15 protein-coding genes are annotated in these 15,829 nt (G+C 65.2%); 5 read left to right on the top strand and 10 right to left on the bottom strand.

The features are described 5' to 3' along the window. Positions 1-21: 21 nt before the first annotated feature. The 5 genes from FHS48_RS06600 to FHS48_RS06580 form a co-directional block, all read right to left on the bottom strand. Positions 22-906, bottom strand: a complete 885-nt coding sequence (locus tag FHS48_RS06600; RefSeq protein WP_184262566.1) for an RNA-binding protein — start codon at positions 904-906, stop codon at positions 22-24. Positions 907-929: 23 nt separating this feature from the next. Beyond that, positions 930-2,450, bottom strand: a complete 1,521-nt coding sequence (gene nusA, locus FHS48_RS06595; RefSeq protein WP_184262564.1) for a transcription termination factor NusA — start codon at positions 2,448-2,450, stop codon at positions 930-932. 88 nt (positions 2,451-2,538) lie between these two features. Next, a complete protein-coding gene (rimP, locus tag FHS48_RS06590; protein WP_311769096.1) occupies positions 2,539-3,072 on the bottom strand; it encodes a ribosome maturation factor RimP in 534 nt (177 codons plus the stop codon). Between the two features lie 195 nt (positions 3,073-3,267). Next, positions 3,268-3,804 (bottom strand): molybdenum cofactor biosynthesis protein B, encoded by a 537-nt coding sequence (gene moaB / locus FHS48_RS06585; RefSeq protein ID WP_184262560.1) that lies wholly within the window; start codon positions 3,802-3,804, stop codon positions 3,268-3,270. Between the two features lie 65 nt (positions 3,805-3,869). Beyond that, positions 3,870-5,969: a lytic transglycosylase domain-containing protein gene (locus tag FHS48_RS06580; protein WP_184262558.1), complete on the bottom strand. Its 2,100-nt coding sequence runs from the start codon at positions 5,967-5,969 to the stop codon at positions 3,870-3,872. A 411-nt stretch (positions 5,970-6,380) separates the two neighbouring features. Between FHS48_RS06580 and FHS48_RS06575 the strand changes: the two genes are divergently transcribed. Together FHS48_RS06575 and FHS48_RS06570 are read left to right on the top strand one after the other, a co-directional pair. After that, positions 6,381-7,133, top strand: a complete 753-nt coding sequence (locus FHS48_RS06575; RefSeq protein WP_184262556.1) for a glycosyltransferase family 2 protein — start codon at positions 6,381-6,383, stop codon at positions 7,131-7,133. A 10-nt stretch (positions 7,134-7,143) separates the two neighbouring features. Further along, on the top strand, positions 7,144-7,911 hold the full coding sequence (locus tag FHS48_RS06570) for a TVP38/TMEM64 family protein (protein WP_184262554.1): 768 nt from the start codon (positions 7,144-7,146) through the stop codon (positions 7,909-7,911). A gap of 45 nt (positions 7,912-7,956) precedes the next feature. On the opposite strand, the gene FHS48_RS06565 is transcribed toward FHS48_RS06570, so the two are convergent. The 3 genes from FHS48_RS06565 to phaR all read right to left on the bottom strand — a co-directional run bounded on the left by FHS48_RS06565 (position 7,957) and on the right by phaR (position 11,072). Continuing rightward, positions 7,957-9,480: a YifB family Mg chelatase-like AAA ATPase gene (locus tag FHS48_RS06565; RefSeq protein ID WP_184262552.1), complete on the bottom strand. Its 1,524-nt coding sequence runs from the start codon at positions 9,478-9,480 to the stop codon at positions 7,957-7,959. A 209-nt stretch (positions 9,481-9,689) separates the two neighbouring features. Beyond that, positions 9,690-10,088, bottom strand: a complete 399-nt coding sequence (locus FHS48_RS06560; RefSeq protein WP_184262550.1) for a helix-turn-helix domain-containing protein — start codon at positions 10,086-10,088, stop codon at positions 9,690-9,692. A gap of 399 nt (positions 10,089-10,487) precedes the next feature. Next, positions 10,488-11,072, bottom strand: coding sequence for a polyhydroxyalkanoate synthesis repressor PhaR (gene phaR, locus FHS48_RS06555; protein ID WP_184262548.1), 585 nt, complete (start codon positions 11,070-11,072; stop codon positions 10,488-10,490). Positions 11,073-11,256: 184 nt separating this feature from the next. On the opposite strand from phaR, the gene FHS48_RS20050 reads away from it, so the two are divergent. The 3 genes from FHS48_RS20050 (at position 11,257) to FHS48_RS06545 (ending at position 14,214) form a co-directional block, all read left to right on the top strand. Next, entirely contained in the window at positions 11,257-11,772 is a 516-nt protein-coding gene (locus FHS48_RS20050) for a hypothetical protein (protein ID WP_260402368.1), read from the top strand. Then, entirely contained in the window at positions 11,738-12,838 is a 1,101-nt protein-coding gene (locus FHS48_RS06550; protein ID WP_260402367.1) for an alpha/beta fold hydrolase, read from the top strand. The genes FHS48_RS20050 and FHS48_RS06550 overlap by 35 nt, the downstream gene beginning before the upstream one ends. Positions 12,839-13,038: 200 nt before the next feature. Continuing rightward, positions 13,039-14,214, top strand: a complete 1,176-nt coding sequence (locus FHS48_RS06545) for an acetyl-CoA C-acetyltransferase (protein WP_184262544.1) — start codon at positions 13,039-13,041, stop codon at positions 14,212-14,214. An 89-nt stretch (positions 14,215-14,303) separates the two neighbouring features. On the opposite strand, the gene FHS48_RS06540 is transcribed toward FHS48_RS06545, so the two are convergent. Both FHS48_RS06540 and FHS48_RS06535 read right to left on the bottom strand, forming a co-directional pair. After that, the gene (locus FHS48_RS06540) at positions 14,304-15,083 is read right to left on the bottom strand and encodes an HAD-IA family hydrolase (RefSeq protein ID WP_184262542.1); all 780 of its coding nucleotides are present in this window, start codon (positions 15,081-15,083) and stop codon (positions 14,304-14,306) included. A gap of 14 nt (positions 15,084-15,097) precedes the next feature. After that, positions 15,098-15,700 carry an ankyrin repeat domain-containing protein gene (locus FHS48_RS06535; protein WP_184262540.1) on the bottom strand — a complete coding sequence of 201 codons (603 nt, stop codon included), beginning with the start codon at positions 15,698-15,700 and terminating at the stop codon, positions 15,098-15,100. Positions 15,701-15,829 lie beyond the last annotated feature (129 nt).

The following is a 15,829-nucleotide window of genomic DNA, read 5'->3' as shown; positions in this document are numbered from 1 at the left end:
TCTAGGCGTCCAACTCTGGCACTACTCTCCGCTGTCCGGGGCCACTTCCGGCTCCGTCCCGCGGCGCTCCGGATCTTCGCCATCCCCGGCACCGGCTTCAACCGGGGCTGCGGTAACTGGCAGATCCTTTTGCCCGACGTAAACCGCCAGGCGCTCACACTCTGCGGCGAACCGGTCGGCCAGCGCGCGCTGGTCCGGTTTGCCGTGGGTCACGGCCACGTGCACGACGTGTTCCCGACCCAGAACGGCGGCCAGTTCGGCCCCCGTAAACAACTCAATCACCGCTGGCAGGCGGCGGCCCTCGCGGGCGGCCTGTGCGGCAGCCGCCATGACCTTACGTCGGCCATCGTCGGCACCCTCGGCAGCTTCCACCAGTATCCGCACCTGTCCGGTGCGGGCGGCGGCGGCAACCTTGTCAAACCCCGCCACCACGGTTCCGGCGCGGCGGGCAAATCCAAGAAGGTTGAGGCAGCGTTGCCGCAACAGCCCTTCCACCAGCCCGTCCAGACCCGGGTCAACCACGGTCTGGCAACGGGCGGCCTTGGAAAAGGCGCGCTTTCGCACCGCCGTTTCTATCATATCGCGGCGCGCACTCAACCACAAACCCCGTCCCGGCAGTTTTCCGTCGAGATCGGGTACCACAGTTCCGTCCGGTCCAAGGACAAAACGGATCAGCCAGTCCTTCGGCAGAACCGCCCCGCTGACAATACAGCGGCGCAGCGGCCCGTCCTGTTGGTCCCGCTTTTCCGGGCCCCCGGCAGACCTGCCCTTGCCGTCCGCCGCCGCGCCACCCTTGCGATGGCCCTTTTTCCGCCCCTTGCCCGGAAGGGCAGCGGCGCCCGCCGCAGACTCATCAGCCTGCGGCGGAACAGCGGGAGCGGGCGTGTCTGCCCCGGATCCGGTCACCGTATCACTCCTGACGTCAGGTCTCAGACCGCACCGTCCTCAAACCATCCGGCACGGACCCGGGCTTCCATGATGATTCCGTTGGCTTCGTCTTCACCCATGACATCCTTGCCGACATAGTCGACCAGTTCGTCAGACGCGAGATCGGCGAGGTCATCCAGAGTCTTGACGCCATTGCGGCCAAGGGCGACCACCATGGTGACGGTCAGCCCCTCGGTCTGGGCCAGATCATCGCTGACGCCCAGAGCAACGCGCTCTTCCTCAGCCTGACGGGCCTGTTCTTCCAGGAACACCCGGGCACGCTGCTGAAGCTCGGCGGCGACGTCTTCATCGAAGCCTTCGATGCCCGACAGCTCTTCAGTGCCGACGTAGGCAACTTCCTCAACGGTCTCGAAGCCTTCGGTCACCAGCAGGTGCGCCAGCACATCATCCACATCCAGCGCGTCGATGAACAGCTTGGTGCGGGTGCGGAACTCTTCCTGACGGCGCTCCGACTCGGCTTCTTCGGTCAGGATATCGATGTTCCAGCCGGTCAGCTGAGAGGCAAGACGCACGTTCTGGCCCCGGCGGCCAATCGCCAGCGACAGCTGGTCATCCGGCACCACCACTTCAATCACGTTCCGCTCTTCGTCGAGCACGACCTTGGCGACTTCCGCCGGGGCCAGCGCATTAACAACGAAGGTCGCCGGGTCGATCGACCACGGAATAATGTCAATCTTTTCGCCCTGCAACTCGGCGACCACCGCCTGAACGCGGGACCCGCGCATCCCGACGCAGGCACCGACCGGATCAATGCCGGAGTCGCGGGAGGTCACGGCGATCTTGGCGCGGGAGCCCGGATCACGGGCGGCAGCCTTCACCTCGATGATGCCATCATAGATTTCCGGCACTTCCTGCGCGAACAGCTGCCTCATGAAGCCGCCATCGGTCCGGGACAGGAAAATCTGCGGGCCACGCTGTTCCTTGCGGACATCCTTGATCAGGGCACGCACGCGGTCACCGTTTTTCAGGTGCTCACGCGGGATCAGCTCATCCCGGCGCAGCAGGGCTTCGGCGCGGCCGAGGTCGACCACCACATTGCCGAATTCAACGCGCTTGACCAGACCGTTGACGATTTCGCCGATACGGTCCTTGTATTCGTTAAACTGGCGCTCACGCTCGGCATCGCGCACCTTCTGCACGATCACCTGCTTGGCGGTCTGGGCAGCGATACGGCCGAAATCGATCGGCGGCAGCGGGTCGACCAGAGAATCACCGACAGCGGCATCCGGCTTCTTGCGGCGCGCCTGCGCCACCGTCATCTGGGTGAACTCGTCCTCGATTTCCTCGACCACGGCAATGTAGCGGGCCATACGGATCTCGCCGGTACGGCGGTCGATGTGCGCGCGGATATCGTGCTCGTGGCCATACTTCGAGCGCCCGGCCTTCTGGATCGCCTGCTCCATGGCGGCGAACACTTCTTCCCGGTCGATGTTCTTGTCGCGGGCCACGGTGTCGGCGACCTGAACCAGTTCCGGCCGCGCCATGCCAACGGTACGTTCCATCGTTCTCAAGCCCTTGATCGAAAGTCGTTAAACGGTCAAATGAGGAGTATCCGGCCCCGGGTCATTCCGGGGAAAAGCCGCAGCGCCCTCAGGCGTCCGGCAGGCTCCGGGTCACATGGTCGATCAGTGCATCGGTCAAAACCAGCTTGGCCTTCCACACCGCTTCCAGCGGAATGGACCACTGGCCGTCCTCGCCATGCACCTGCACGGCGGTCCCGGCCTCGTCCAGCCCCATCAGCTTGCCGGAAAAGCGCTTGCGGCCATCCAGCAGAACCTTGGTTTCGATCTTCACGTCAAATCCGGCCCAGGTCACATAATCCTTGGCGCGGGTCAGCGGCCGGTCAATGCCGGGGGAGCTGACCTCAAGATTGTACGCGCCGGAGATCGGATCCTCGACGTCAAGCAGGGCGGACACCGCCCGGCTGATATCGGCACAGTCATCCACGGTCATCGGCGCACCGTCCTTACGGTCAGCCATGATCTGCACCGTCAGGTGCTTGGCGCCCTGAATCAGCACACGCACCAGATCATATCCCATATCGGAAATGGTCGGTTCGACGATGGCAGCAAGTCGTTCGGTCAGGTCCATACCGGGTTCCACAGACAAATGGTTTTTATTGATCTTCCGGCATTCTCTGCCTCGTCCCGGTCAGGGGCTGAAGACGGTTGCGTCCGGCCCATAACAAAAAAAGTGGGCCAGCGGCCCACTCTCGCAAGCCCGGACGGGCACACCAGAGAATGTCAAGACGGACTTATACACCGCCCCCCGCGAAAAGGCAAGCCCTGTGCCGGGCCGCCTTCCGCAGCGGCGCGGCTTTCAGCGCAGATGCTCTTTCAGGCGCGGCATCAGCTCGACAAAGTTGCAGGGGCGGAACCGGCTGTCGAGCTGAGACGACAGAATCCCGTCCCAGCCATCGCGGCAGGCCCCGGTCGATCCCGGCAGGGCAAACAGATAAGTGCCATTGGCCAGACCGGCCATGGCGCGGCTCTGAATCGTCGAGGTGCCGATCTTCTGGAAGCTGATCCAGCGGAACAGCTCGCCAAATCCCGGGATTTCTTTTTCGATCACCCGGTTCAGCGCTTCCGGCGTCACGTCCCGCCCGGTCAGACCGGTGCCTCCGGTGGAAATCACCACATCCACCGCCGGATCCTCAATCCAGCGCCGGAACTGCGCGGCAATCAGATCGGCATCATCGCGGATGATCGCCCGGTCCGCCAGACGGTGCCCGGCGGCGGTCAGCCGGTCCACCAGCGCCTGCCCGGAGGTATCCGTCTCCAGCGTGCGGGTATCGGAAACCGTCAGGACGGCAATGTTGACCGGCAGAAAGGGCGCGCCTTCAGCAACCTGAGACATGATGGTTCTCCAAACGTCAATACAGGGGGCTTACGGCAGACCGGCGATGCCGTCCTTACCGGAAATCAACTTCCCGGCTTCCGCGCCTGCGCCACTCTGGCCCCACCCTGCTCTGTCGGGACATAGCGCGGCCAGGCCCCGCCCGCAACATGATCCAGCGACGGCGCCGGTTGCCCCAGACGGTCGGCATAGATCCACAGGTTGGCCACCACCCGCTCGATATACAGGCGGGTCTCGCGGGACGGGATGGCCTCGATGAACAGCAGCGGATCATCGTTGTACTGAACCCGCTTCTGCCATTTGGCCAGATTCCCCGGCCCGGCATTATAAGCGGCAGCGGCGAAGAACAGGTTCCCGTCCACTTCCGGCTGGGCCAGCAGGGTTTCCAGATATTTCTGGCCCAGCGACATGTTCACTTCCGGCACCATCACCGTCTTCGATCCGGTCAGCCAGCCATTGGCGTTGCCATCCCAGCTGGCCACCAGCCGGGCGGTGGCCGGCATCATCTGCATCAGCCCCTGCGCTCCGGCCACCGACCGCGCTTCCGGATTAAAGGCCGACTCCTGCCGGATGAAGGCATAGAGCAGGGCGCGGTCCAGCCGCCAGCCGTCTTCCGGCTCCCAGAACGGTACCGGATAGCGGGCGGCATCGGTCACCGACACACTGCCCTCATCGGTCCGGCTGCGGTAGGACGCCAGCCCGAGGGCAAACGACGCCATGCCGGAAATATCGGCCATCCGGACGATGGCATCCTTGGTGCGTTCATCCACCACCGCATACAGGCGGCGCAGTTCTTCCTCGGCGTAATCAATCCGGCCCAGCTGCGCCAGAGCCAGCGCCCGCCGCCCGGCGGCGGTCCGGCCCAGCGTCTCGCTGTCCGCCGCGCTCAGGAAGTCCCCTTCCCACGCGAAGGACAACGGCAGCCCCAGAGCCCGGCGGGCAGTCAGACCATAGAAGGTGCGGGTTTCTTTCGCCGCTTCGTTCAGCCAATAGGAAACTTCTTCCGGACGCCCGGTGCGCAGGGCGGCGCGGGAGGCCCAGAACGCCCCCCCGGCGGTCAGCCATGGCGAGGAATCGCTGGACCGGGCCAGACGGGCAAACCAGTCGCGGGCCTGATCGTACCGGCCCTGCCGCCAATGGGCCAGACCACCGGCCCACAGCGCCATCGACATCCGGTCACCGGACCGGGCCACGGCCTTTTCCGCCCATTCCACCGCCTCTTCGTCATTGCCTTCAACGAACAGGGCATAGGCGAGGGTGCCGCGCATCCGGTCATGGTCGAGGGCGGTCAGGGTCGAGGCGACTTCCTTGGTATCAACGGTCCGCGCCACCTGTGTGGTCGGCTGCTTCCCCAATGCGGTGCGGAACTTGGCCCACAGGGCAGCGGCCTTCTGCGACTGGCTGCTGGAATAGGTCCCGGCCAGCTCCCACAGGGCCGACATGCTTTCCCCGGTTCCCCCGGCATTGAAGCGGGGGGCCGAGGCCGGGGACCGCAGCACCACCGGCGGCTCGGCCTTAACCGGCGGCGGCGGGGGCTGCTGCGCCACCTTCTGGTCTTTCTTCCCGGCAACAGGCTTTCCGGCAGCGCCCTTCCGGGCCTCCGCCGCCTTCTGGGGACCGGACTTCTGGGGACCGGACTTCTGGGAAGAGGATTTCTGGGAAGAGGATTTCTGGGGGGCCGCCTTCGGGGCCGGACGCGACGGGGTCATCCGCCCCTGCGCCACCGAATAGACGATTTCCGCCATCGGCAGATCGGCATAGCTGTCCAGCCAGTCCCGCAGTTCCGTCAGGCGGGCTTTCTGCGGAGAGGCCATCAGCCGCTGATGGTGGACATACCCCATCAGCAGCGGATCCTGCACCTGCGGAATCAGCGCCGCCGCGGCATCCCAATGCCCTTCGCCCTGCAAAGAGAAGATACGGGAATACAGATCCATGTCCTGATCGGACAGACGCCATGACGTCAGACTGGACGATTGGGTGGCCACCTGCTCCAGCCGCAGGCCCTGCGCGGCGGCGCGCGGGCTGTCAAGCCCCAGCCCGGAGACCAGGGTTCCGGCCAGAGCCGCCCCCAGCAGGGTGGAGCGTCCGCCCGTGCGTAAAGCGCGGAGAGCCCAGCGGAAGGCCTCGTCTGCCCCGGTGTTACGCTCGGGTGCAGCGTGTCGCATACGTTTCATCCGGTGACATCCCCCTAACGGTCTGCGCGACTGCCCCTCCCAGCCGAGGAAGATATAGGCGGAAGTTTTTCCCGGGGACAACCCCGGAAACCGAATGCCCGGAAAGAAAAGAGTATATCTCCGGGCTGCATCAGCACCCCAGAGCCCCCTTTTACCGGGTGAACAGTAGCCCGATTCGGTGTTACCCCCTGTGCGGACGGTCACAGGAGACCGTGATAAAGTCGTGGCCACAGAGACAAGGACCGCCCGCCATTATCTCCGCACCGCTCCGTCTTTTCCCTTTTCCTGATCCGGCAGCAGGAGTACAACCGCGCCAGTTCTGGCTGCCCCGGCACCCCGGACAGGCAGCCACCCGGGGTCGCGTCTGCCGCCCCTTTTTTTCCCGCGCCGTCGTGATGGACCATGACTGATCTGACTCAGCCTGACGTGACTGTCGTCGTTCCCGTGAAGAACGAAGAGGACAACATTCTGCCGCTTCTGGCAGAGATCCATGCCGCCCTCAACGGCGTCACCCCGTTTGAGGTCGTCTACGTTGACGACGGTTCCGACGACCGCACCCCGGCTGTTCTGGCCGATGCCAAGCGCCAGTACCCGTATCTGCGCACCGCCCGCCACCGCTTTTCCTGCGGGCAGAGTCAGGCCGTGCACACCGGTGTGCGGATGGCGCGCGGCACCTGGATCGCCACGCTGGACGGCGACGGACAGAATGATCCGGCCGATATTCCTGCCATGCTGGCCCGCCGGGATGAAGAAGCCACCCGCTCCGGCAAGCCGGTGACCATGGTGATGATCGCCGGTCACCGCCAGAAGCGGCAGGACAACGAAATCCGCCGCCTGTCATCGAAGGTCGGCAACGGGGTGCGCGCCTGGCTGCTGAAGGATGATACCCCGGATACCGGCTGCGGCCTGAAGCTGTTCGCCCGTGACACCTTCCTCAGGTTTCCCCGCTTCGACCATATGCACCGCTATCTTCCCGCCCTGATGCTGCGGGAAGGCGGCCATGTCGTCAGCGTGCGGGTCAACCACCGCCCGCGGGAACGCGGCACGTCGAAGTACGGGGTGTGGAACCGCCTGTGGGTCAGCCTCTACGATCTGGTCGGCGTGATGTGGCTGCAACGCCGCGCCCGGAACCCGCAGGTCGAAGCCCAGGACTGAGGGAACAGCGATGCCCGTTTCCGCCGATAAACCGGATCAGGCCCCGCTGTCTGAGTCCCTTTCCCCCGACTCCGGTCTGGGCAGTTCCCTGCTGGTGGAGGACGGCGATACCGTCGCCCGGAAGCAGAGCGGCCTGAAGTCCCTGATGAAGGGGCTGATCATGATTGCGTCGCTGGTGGTGATCGGCACCGCTGCCCGCAAGCTGGGGCTGGCCGATACCCTCTCCACCAGCTGGCTGGATCACGAGGTGATCGGCAAGGGGATTCTGGGGGAACTGATTTTCATCGGACTCGGCGCGATGACCTCGGCGATCGGGGTGCCGCGTCAGCTGGTCGCTTTCGGCGGCGGCTACGCCTTCGGGTTCGGCATGGGCATCCTGATTTCCAGCCTTGCCCAGATCATCGGCTGTACCGTTTCCTTTTTCTATTCCCGCCTGCTCGGCCGGTCGCTGGTCCGGCGGCTGTTCGCGGCCCGGATCGAACGGCTGGACACGCTGCTGCGCGGTCATCCCTTCTCGATGACCCTGCTGATCCGCCTGCTGCCGGTGGGGTCGAATCTGGCCACCAACATGGGCGCCGGGGTCTCCAGCGTTCCCGCCGGACGCTTTCTCTCCGGCACGCTGGTCGGCTATCTGCCGCAGACCGTTGTCTTCGTTCTGCTCGGCACCGGGGTGCAGGTCGATGCCACCGCGCAGATCGCCCTGTCGGCGGTGCTGTTCGTGGTCTCCGGCCTGATCGGCGTCTGGCTGTACCGGCGGATGCGCACCGACGTCGCCTAAACCTGACCCCGGAATCCCTACCCGGAATCCCTACCCCGGAATCCCTTACCCCGGCATCGCCCGGGCCCGGCGGTAACTGAGGGCCTCGGCGATATGCAGGCGGTCCACCTGATCCTGATTGGCCAGATCGGCAATGGTGCGCGCCACCCGCAGCACCCGGTGATACCCCCGGGCCGACAGCCGCAGGCGGCCCGCCGCTTCCGCCAGCAGGGCCTGCCCGGACGCCTGAAGCTGCACCGCCTGATCCAGAATACTGCCGTCCGCCTCGGCATTGCGGCGCACCGCCCCGGAGGGGTCCAGCCGGGCATAGCGGGCCCGCTGCCGGTCCAATGCCGCCGCCACCCGCTCCGCCACCGGGGCGGAGGTCTCCCCGGCCGGGGCCCCGGCCAGATCCAGCGGATGCACCGCCATCACCTCCACAGTCAGGTCAATGCGGTCCAGCAGCGGCCCGGACAGCCGGTTCTGATAATCATCCCCGCAGCGCGGTGCCTTGGAGCAGGCCATGCCGGGATCGGTCAGATAGCCGCAGCGGCAGGGGTTCATCGCCGCCACCAGCTGCACCCGGGCCGGATAACTGATATGGGCATTGGCCCGGCTGATCACCGCCCGCCCGCTTTCCAGCGGCTGCCGCAGGGCTTCCAGAACCTGCCGGGGGAATTCCGGCAGCTCATCCAGAAACAGCACCCCGTTGTGGGCCAGACTGATATCGCCCGGTCTGGCGCGTAACCCGCCGCCGATCAGGGCCGGCATACTGGCGGAATGATGCGGATCCCGGAACGGACGGCGGGTGGTCAGGCCGCTGTCCGGCAGCAGTCCGGCAATCGACTGCACCACCGAAACCTCCAGCGCTTCCTGGGGGGTCAGCGGCGGCAAAAGTCCCGGCAGACGCCGCGCCAGCATGGATTTTCCGGATCCCGGCGGGCCGATCATCAGCAGGTTATGGCCCCCGGCGGCGGCAACCTCCAACGCCCGCTTGGCGGTCTCCTGCCCTTTGACATCCCCCAGATCCGGGATGTGGCCGGAGTCTTCAGGCATCCGGGGCTCCGGACGCGGCAGCAGCACGGTGCCTTTGAAATGATTGATCAGGGCCAGAAGGGACGGCGTTGCCAGAATATCATCGCCCCCGGCCCACGCCGCTTCCGCCCCCTGACGCTGCGGGCAGATCAGGCCCAGATCCGCCGCCACCGCCGCCATCGCCGCCGGAAGCACCCCGGACACCGGTGCCACCGATCCGTCCAGCCCCAGTTCCCCCAGCACCAGATAGCGGTCGATATCCTCCAGCGGCAGAATCCCCATGGCCGCCAGCACCCCGCAGGCAATCGGCAGATCGTAATGGCTGCCTTCCTTGACGATATCCGCCGGGGCCAGATTGATGGTGATGCGTTTGGGCGGCAGAGCCAGACCGATGGCGGTCAGCGCCGCCCGGACCCGTTCCCGCGACTCGCTGACCGCCTTGTCGGCAAGCCCGACGATGGAGAATGCCGGAAGGCCGTTGGACAGCTGCACCTGTACGTCGATATCAATGGTGTCGATACCGGCAAAGGCCACCGTCCGCACATGCGCTGTCATCTCTGTTCCGGTCCCGTCCATCCGCCAATACACGCGGAAGTGACCGTACAGGGGCAGGAATCGTGTGTAAACAATCGCGTGAAGACAACCGGTCCGCGAGACGGCCGACCCGTGAGATGAGCGCCCCCCCCCCCCACACAAACGCCAACGCCCCCGGACAGACATCACGGGGGCGCGGGAGGGACCCTGACGGTCAGAACAGATCCCGGTCAGGCCGGATCGGAGGCCAGCGCCCGGGCCAGGCCGGACAGCGCTTCCTGATGGCGTTCGTTCTGGATCATCGCGAAATTGCGGGCCAGTTCCAGACACATCCGCTGACGCGGGGCCAGATCGGTCCCCCGGGCGTCATCCAGCCCTTCAAAGAAATAGCTGACCGGCACATTCAGGACCTGAGCAATCTCATACAGGCGACCGGCAGAGATGCGGTTGATGCCGCGCTCGTACTTGTGGGCCTGCTGGTAGGTCACACCGATCATATCGGCCATCTGCTGCTGCGACAGCCCCAGCATGATCCGGCGTTCCCGGATTTTGGTGCCGACGTGACGGTCGGTGTCAGTGGCCCGGTTGGCGGGCTGGTCGGGGCGCACGGTGGTGGGCGAGTAGTTCATGATCGACATCCCTCTCATCTCAAGCACGGGCATATCTTCCGGGAACGGACCACCAACGGGACTGGCGGCTTTCGGCTGGATATGGATCGGGACCGGTCATCTTCTGCGACCATATTCTGTCCCCCTGATCAACTAAAGGGATACGCTCCCCGCGCCATTGCTGCAAGTGATCCCTCGGAACTACTCCTGATACGATAATATCCTTTTTCATACACCAAAGAACAAAGCAGCCTTTGCAGAATGCGAATACATGAACTTCTGGTCGGAAAATCGTGTGCATTTTGCAAATACACGCAGATAAACACCCCTTTGGCGTGCCCCAACAAAAAAGCGACCACCGTCTTCCGATACGGTGGCCGCTTGGCATCAGATCACGCGGATCTGAAATAACAGGGGATCTCAGCCCTTCTTGCTCAGGGCATCCAGCTGTTCCTGCATGGCATTCAGCTTGGCCTTCAGGTCATCAATGCTCGATTCCCCGGCCGCCGGGCGGGCGGTGCCCGGCTTCCCCGGAACCCCATCCTCTCCATAGAACCGGCCAAACATCTTCATCGCATTCTCGAAGAAGGAGACGTTCTGTTTGTTCAGCTCTTCAAACTGTTGCAGCGGAAAGATGCCGCCGAAGGCGTTCTGCATCATGTCGCGCATCCGCTCTTCGTTATGCGAAAACGCCTGCATGCTGTGTTCCAGATAGCGCGGTACCAGACCGCCCAGACTGTCGCCGTAAAAGCCGATCAACTGGCGCAGAAAACCGATCGGCAACAGGTTCTGGCCACCCTTGCTTTCTTCCTCGACGATAATCTGGGTCAGGACGGAGCGGGTGATGTCATCGCCGCTCTTGGCGTCATAGACCACGAATTCGGTCCCGTCCTTCACCATCTGACACAGGTGGTCCAGCGTGACATAGCTGGAGGTCGCCGTGTTGTACAGCCGACGGTTGGCGTACTTTTTAATGGTGATCGGGCTGTTCCTGGTTTCAGCCATTGTGCGTTTCCCTGTTATGGCAGGGTTCAGTCTCCCGCGCCGTCATCCGGCTTTCCCTGCGTCATTGCAGCTTCAACAGTGCCTGCGATGCCGCTTTGCAGCAAGAAAAATGCAAGTGCGGCAGCAATTTCCTGCTGTACTCTGTGTTCTCTCAGACTGTTCTTTCAACCCGTTCGGTGCGGCCATGACAAAACCCTCCTCTCCCCCCGGCGGCGACAGCGGCGGCCCGGCCTCCCCGCCCGATCTGTCGGCACTGGCCCGCAAAACCCTTGATCTGTGGCAGGATCAGATCGGCAGGATGTCGCAGGACCCGGCAACGCTGGACCTGATGACCCGGACCTTCTCGATGATGACCAAAGGCAGCGAGGCCCTGCACGACCTGCCGAAGGCCGCCAGGGATCTGGCCGGTCTGTGGCCACAGACCGCACAGGCCGCACCGGCGGGCCACTCCGCCGCCCACACTGCCGCCGCTTCCGCCCCACAGCCCGGAGAGACGCCCGCCGATGAGCCCGCCCCCGCCGCTGCACAGCCGGGCCCCGCGACTGGGGCCGCGCCCGCTGCCGATGTTTCTGGGAATGGAGCTGACCTCACTGCTGAGCTGCTGCGCCGCATCGCAGCTCTTGAAGAGCGGGTCCACGCGTTGGAATCCCGACCTGCCGGAGGAAATGGCAACCCTGCTCGGCGACGCCAGCCCGGCTGAATTCGCCGAGGCATTCGAGGCGGAATCCCGCAGCCGCTTTAACCAGTTCCTGCACGGACTGGATCTCTACCGCCATCACCCCTACCGCCGCCGCCTGAAAGATGCCCCGGTGGTCTGGCAGGCGGGCGGCGTCAGCCTGCGCAGCTACGGCGGGCCGGAGGACGGCCTGCCGGTGCTGGCGATTCCGTCGCTGGTCAACCGCGCTTATGTGCTGGACCTGAACGGAAAGCGCAGCTTCATGCGCTGGCTGGCCCGGCGTGGCTTCCGGCCGTTTCTGGTAGACTGGGGCGACCCGCTGGAGGAGCGCCGGTTTTCCCTCGGGGATTACGTCCTGCACCGGCTGGAACCGGCGGCGGCGGAAGTTCTGCGGCTGACCGGACGGAAACCGGCGGTCATCGGGTACTGCATGGGCGGGGTGCTGACGCTGGCGCTGGCCCAGCGCCGCCCGGACCTGTGCGCCGCCTATGTCGGGCTGGCCACCCCGTGGAACTTCCATGCCGGATCCGGCGGCGGCCTGCGTCTGCTGCTGGAAACCCGCCAGAAAGTGGCGGAGGCGGTGGAACATCTCGGCTTCCTGCCGGTCGATATTCTTCAGGCGATGTTCTCCGGGCTCGATCCGGGGTCGATCTCCCGCAAATTCCGCATGTTTTCCGGGTTGCCGCAATCTTCCGACAAGGCCAAGGCCTTTGTCGCCCTGGAGGATTGGGTGAACGACGGGGTGCCTCTGGCCGGACCGGCAGCGCAGGAATGCCTGCTGCACTGGTACGGCGAGAACCGCACCTTCCGGCAGGAATGGGCGGTGGATGGCCAGACCATACGGCCCGGCGGCCTGACCATCCCGTCCCTGACCATCGTCCCGCTGAATGACCGGATCGTACCCCCCGGATCCGCCATTGCCCTGTCCGATGCCCTGCGGGGTGCTCCCGGCGGCACCACCCGTCTGGATGTGCCGCTGGGCCACATCGGCATGATGACCGGCAGCGCCGCCGTGCGGACGGTCTATGGCCCGCTGGCCCGCTGGCTGCGCCGGGCCTGCGCCGAAACCCCGGCAGAACAGCCCGGCTGACGCGACGGCAGGAAACCGGCCCGATACTATTTTGCGGCGCAATATCCCATGGACTTGCACCGCCCCCCTCGCTACTCTTTCGGGCGGTCCGGCACCGGCGCCCGGTTCCACACCGGGACACCAGGACGCTTCGATGTCGGCAACGCAGTCAGCCCGTGCGGTGCAAAGCCCCACGGCAGGATCAGGGAGGAACACGATCCATGACCGAAGTCGTTATCGTCAGCGCAACCCGTACCGCCATCGGCGCCTTCAGCGGCAGCCTGTCGGCCTTTTCCGCCGCCGAACTGGGCGGGATTGTCATCAAGGAAGCGCTGGCCCGCGCCGGTGTTGACGGGGCCGAAGTCTCCGAAGTCATCATGGGTCAGGTCCTGACCGGCGGCACCGGCCAGAACCCGGCCCGTCAGGCCGTGCTGAAGGCCGGTCTGCCCGATACCGTTCCCGCCTATGTGCTGAACATGGTCTGCGGCTCCGGCCTGCGCACCGTGGCGCAGGGCGCAATGAGCATCCTGTCCGGCATGGCCGACATCGTCGTCGCCGGCGGTCAGGAAAGCATGACCAATGCCCCGCACTGCACCTATCTGCGCTCCGGCGTCAAGATGGGGTCGGCGGAACTGGTCGACACCATGATCAAGGACGGCCTGTGGTGTGCCTTCAACGGCTATCACATGGGCAACACCGCCGAAAACATTGCCAACAAGTGGGGCTTCAGCCGCGAGGCACAGGATGCCTTCGCCGCCGCGTCCCAGCAGAAGGCCGAAGCCGCCATCACCTCCGGCCGCTTCAAGGACGAAATCGTCCCGGTGACCTACACCGTTAAGAAAGAACAGAAGCTGTTCGACACCGACGAGTTCCCGCGCTTCGGCTCCACCGCCGACTCGCTGGGCAAGCTGCGCCCGGCCTTCGCCAAGGACGGCACCGTCACCGCCGGGAATGCCTCCGGCATCAATGACGGCGCCTCCGCCGTGGTGCTGATGAGCGCCGAAGCCGCCGCCAAACGCGGCCTGAAGCCGCTGGCCCGCATCAAGTCGTTCGCCGCCGCCGGGGTGGATCCCGCCTTCATGGGCACCGGTCCGATCCCGGCCTCTAAAAAGGCGCTGGAAAAGGCGGGCTGGACCGCTGCCGATCTCGACCTGATCGAAGCCAACGAAGCCTTCGCCGCGCAGGCGATGAGTGTGAACCACGAAATGGGCTGGGACGTGTCGAAGGTGAACGTCAACGGCGGGGCCATTGCGCTGGGTCACCCGATCGGGGCCTCGGGCAACCGTATCTTCGTCACCCTGCTGCACGAAATGCAGAAGCGCGATGCCAAGAAGGGCCTTGCCACCCTGTGCATCGGCGGCGGTATGGGCGTTGCCCTGACCATCGAGCGCGACTGATCTCCGTCAGCGCCCCGACGGCCCATAAAGACAAAACCCCGGCCAGAACTCTCTGGCCGGGGTTTTTATATCAGACAGACGGTGCCGTTTCAGGCCGGAACCGCCTGCAACAGCCGCCCAAGACTGGCCACTGTCACCGGTGCCACCGGAGCCCCGCCCCGTACCGGCCGCACCGGCACCGGCCAGCGGTCCGGCTCGCCCAGATCCGACACCGCCAGCGCCGCCCCGGAAAAATCCTGCTCGCGGGTATACAGACTTTCCGTGATCACGCAGCGTAGACCGGCAGAGCGGGCGGAGTGCAGGCCGACGGCGGAATCCTCGACCGCCACCGCCTGCCCGGCGTCCACCCCCAGCCGCTGCAAGGCCAGCAGATAGCTTTCCGGATCCGGTTTCTTGACCCGGACATCCGACCCGCAGATCACCACCCGGAATCCGGCCGCCAGCTCTTCCCCCAAGGTCTGCCGCAGCACCTGTTCCGCCACCGGACGCTGGCTGGTGGTCACCAGCGCCAGCGCCACACCGGCGGATAAAGCCTCCCGGCACAGGCGGGCCACCCCGGGGCGGGCGACAAGGCCGCTGTCACCGGAGGCCAGAAGCGCCGCCATATCGGTGGTTTTCCAGCGGTGCAACGCATCAAGGGCCGGATTGTCGGTCAGGGCCACATAGTCCGCCGTCCCGGTCCGGGTGGCATAGGCGGCAATCCGCTCCCGTCCCCCCGGCACATCAAGCAGACGGTGATAGGTCGGTTCATCCCAGTGCCACGGCAGATGGAAGGCGGCAAACGCCCTGTTGAAACAGCAGCGGTGCAGCTCTTCCGTCTCGGCAATGGTGCCGTCCATATCGAACAGCAGGGCCGCCGGGGTCATCATCCCGCGCCGACCGGTCAGCGGGCCTTTTCCAGCAGGCGCTGAATCTTGCCGTTCCCTCCGGCCTGCGCCCACGACAGCGCATCCCGGCCGGTATAATCGTTCAGGGTGACATCGGCCCCGGCCTTCAGCAGCTTTTCCACCGCCGCGACCGATCCCTTTTCCGATGCCCGCATCAGGGCGGTCACCCCCTGACGGTTCTGAAGGTTGATGTTGGCTCCGGCCTTGATCAGCCGGTCGACGATTTCAACGTTGTTCTGGTCAGCCGCCCACAGCAGGGCAGAATTGCCGAAGGGATCCGGCTGGTCCACCTTCGCCCGCTGATCCAGCATGATGTCGATGGCCGGGATCAGGTTATTGCGGGCGGCCAGCACGATCAGCGGCTGCTTGGAATTATCGGTGCCGTTGACATTGGTGCCCCCCAGAAAGGCGCGCTTCAGCTCGTCCCAGTTCTGGTTCATCATCGTCCTGACAATCGGGCTTTCCAGCGGAAGGTCCATGTCGGCACGGGCCGGAGACGCCACCGCCAGCAGGACCGGCAGCACCAGCGCCCCCAGCAGGCCTGCCCGCAGGCCGGTGGACAGGGACAGGAAACGGGGCGGATGCAGCTTGAACGCCATGGGGCTCCTCGGACGCTGAATGAACGGGCACTCCGCCTGAAGCTAGCGCAGGCCCGGCCCCGACGCAACCGAGCGCCCGAAAATCCTGCCCGGCGAAAGCGGATCGCCCCGCTCACGCGGATATGACTG

Source organism: Novispirillum itersonii (assembly GCF_014205675.1).
Taxonomy (GTDB): domain Bacteria; phylum Pseudomonadota; class Alphaproteobacteria; order Rhodospirillales; family Rhodospirillaceae; genus Novispirillum; species Novispirillum itersonii_A.
The sequence above is the reverse complement of the archived record's forward strand: the minus strand, read 5'-3'. Positions and strand labels throughout refer to the sequence as shown.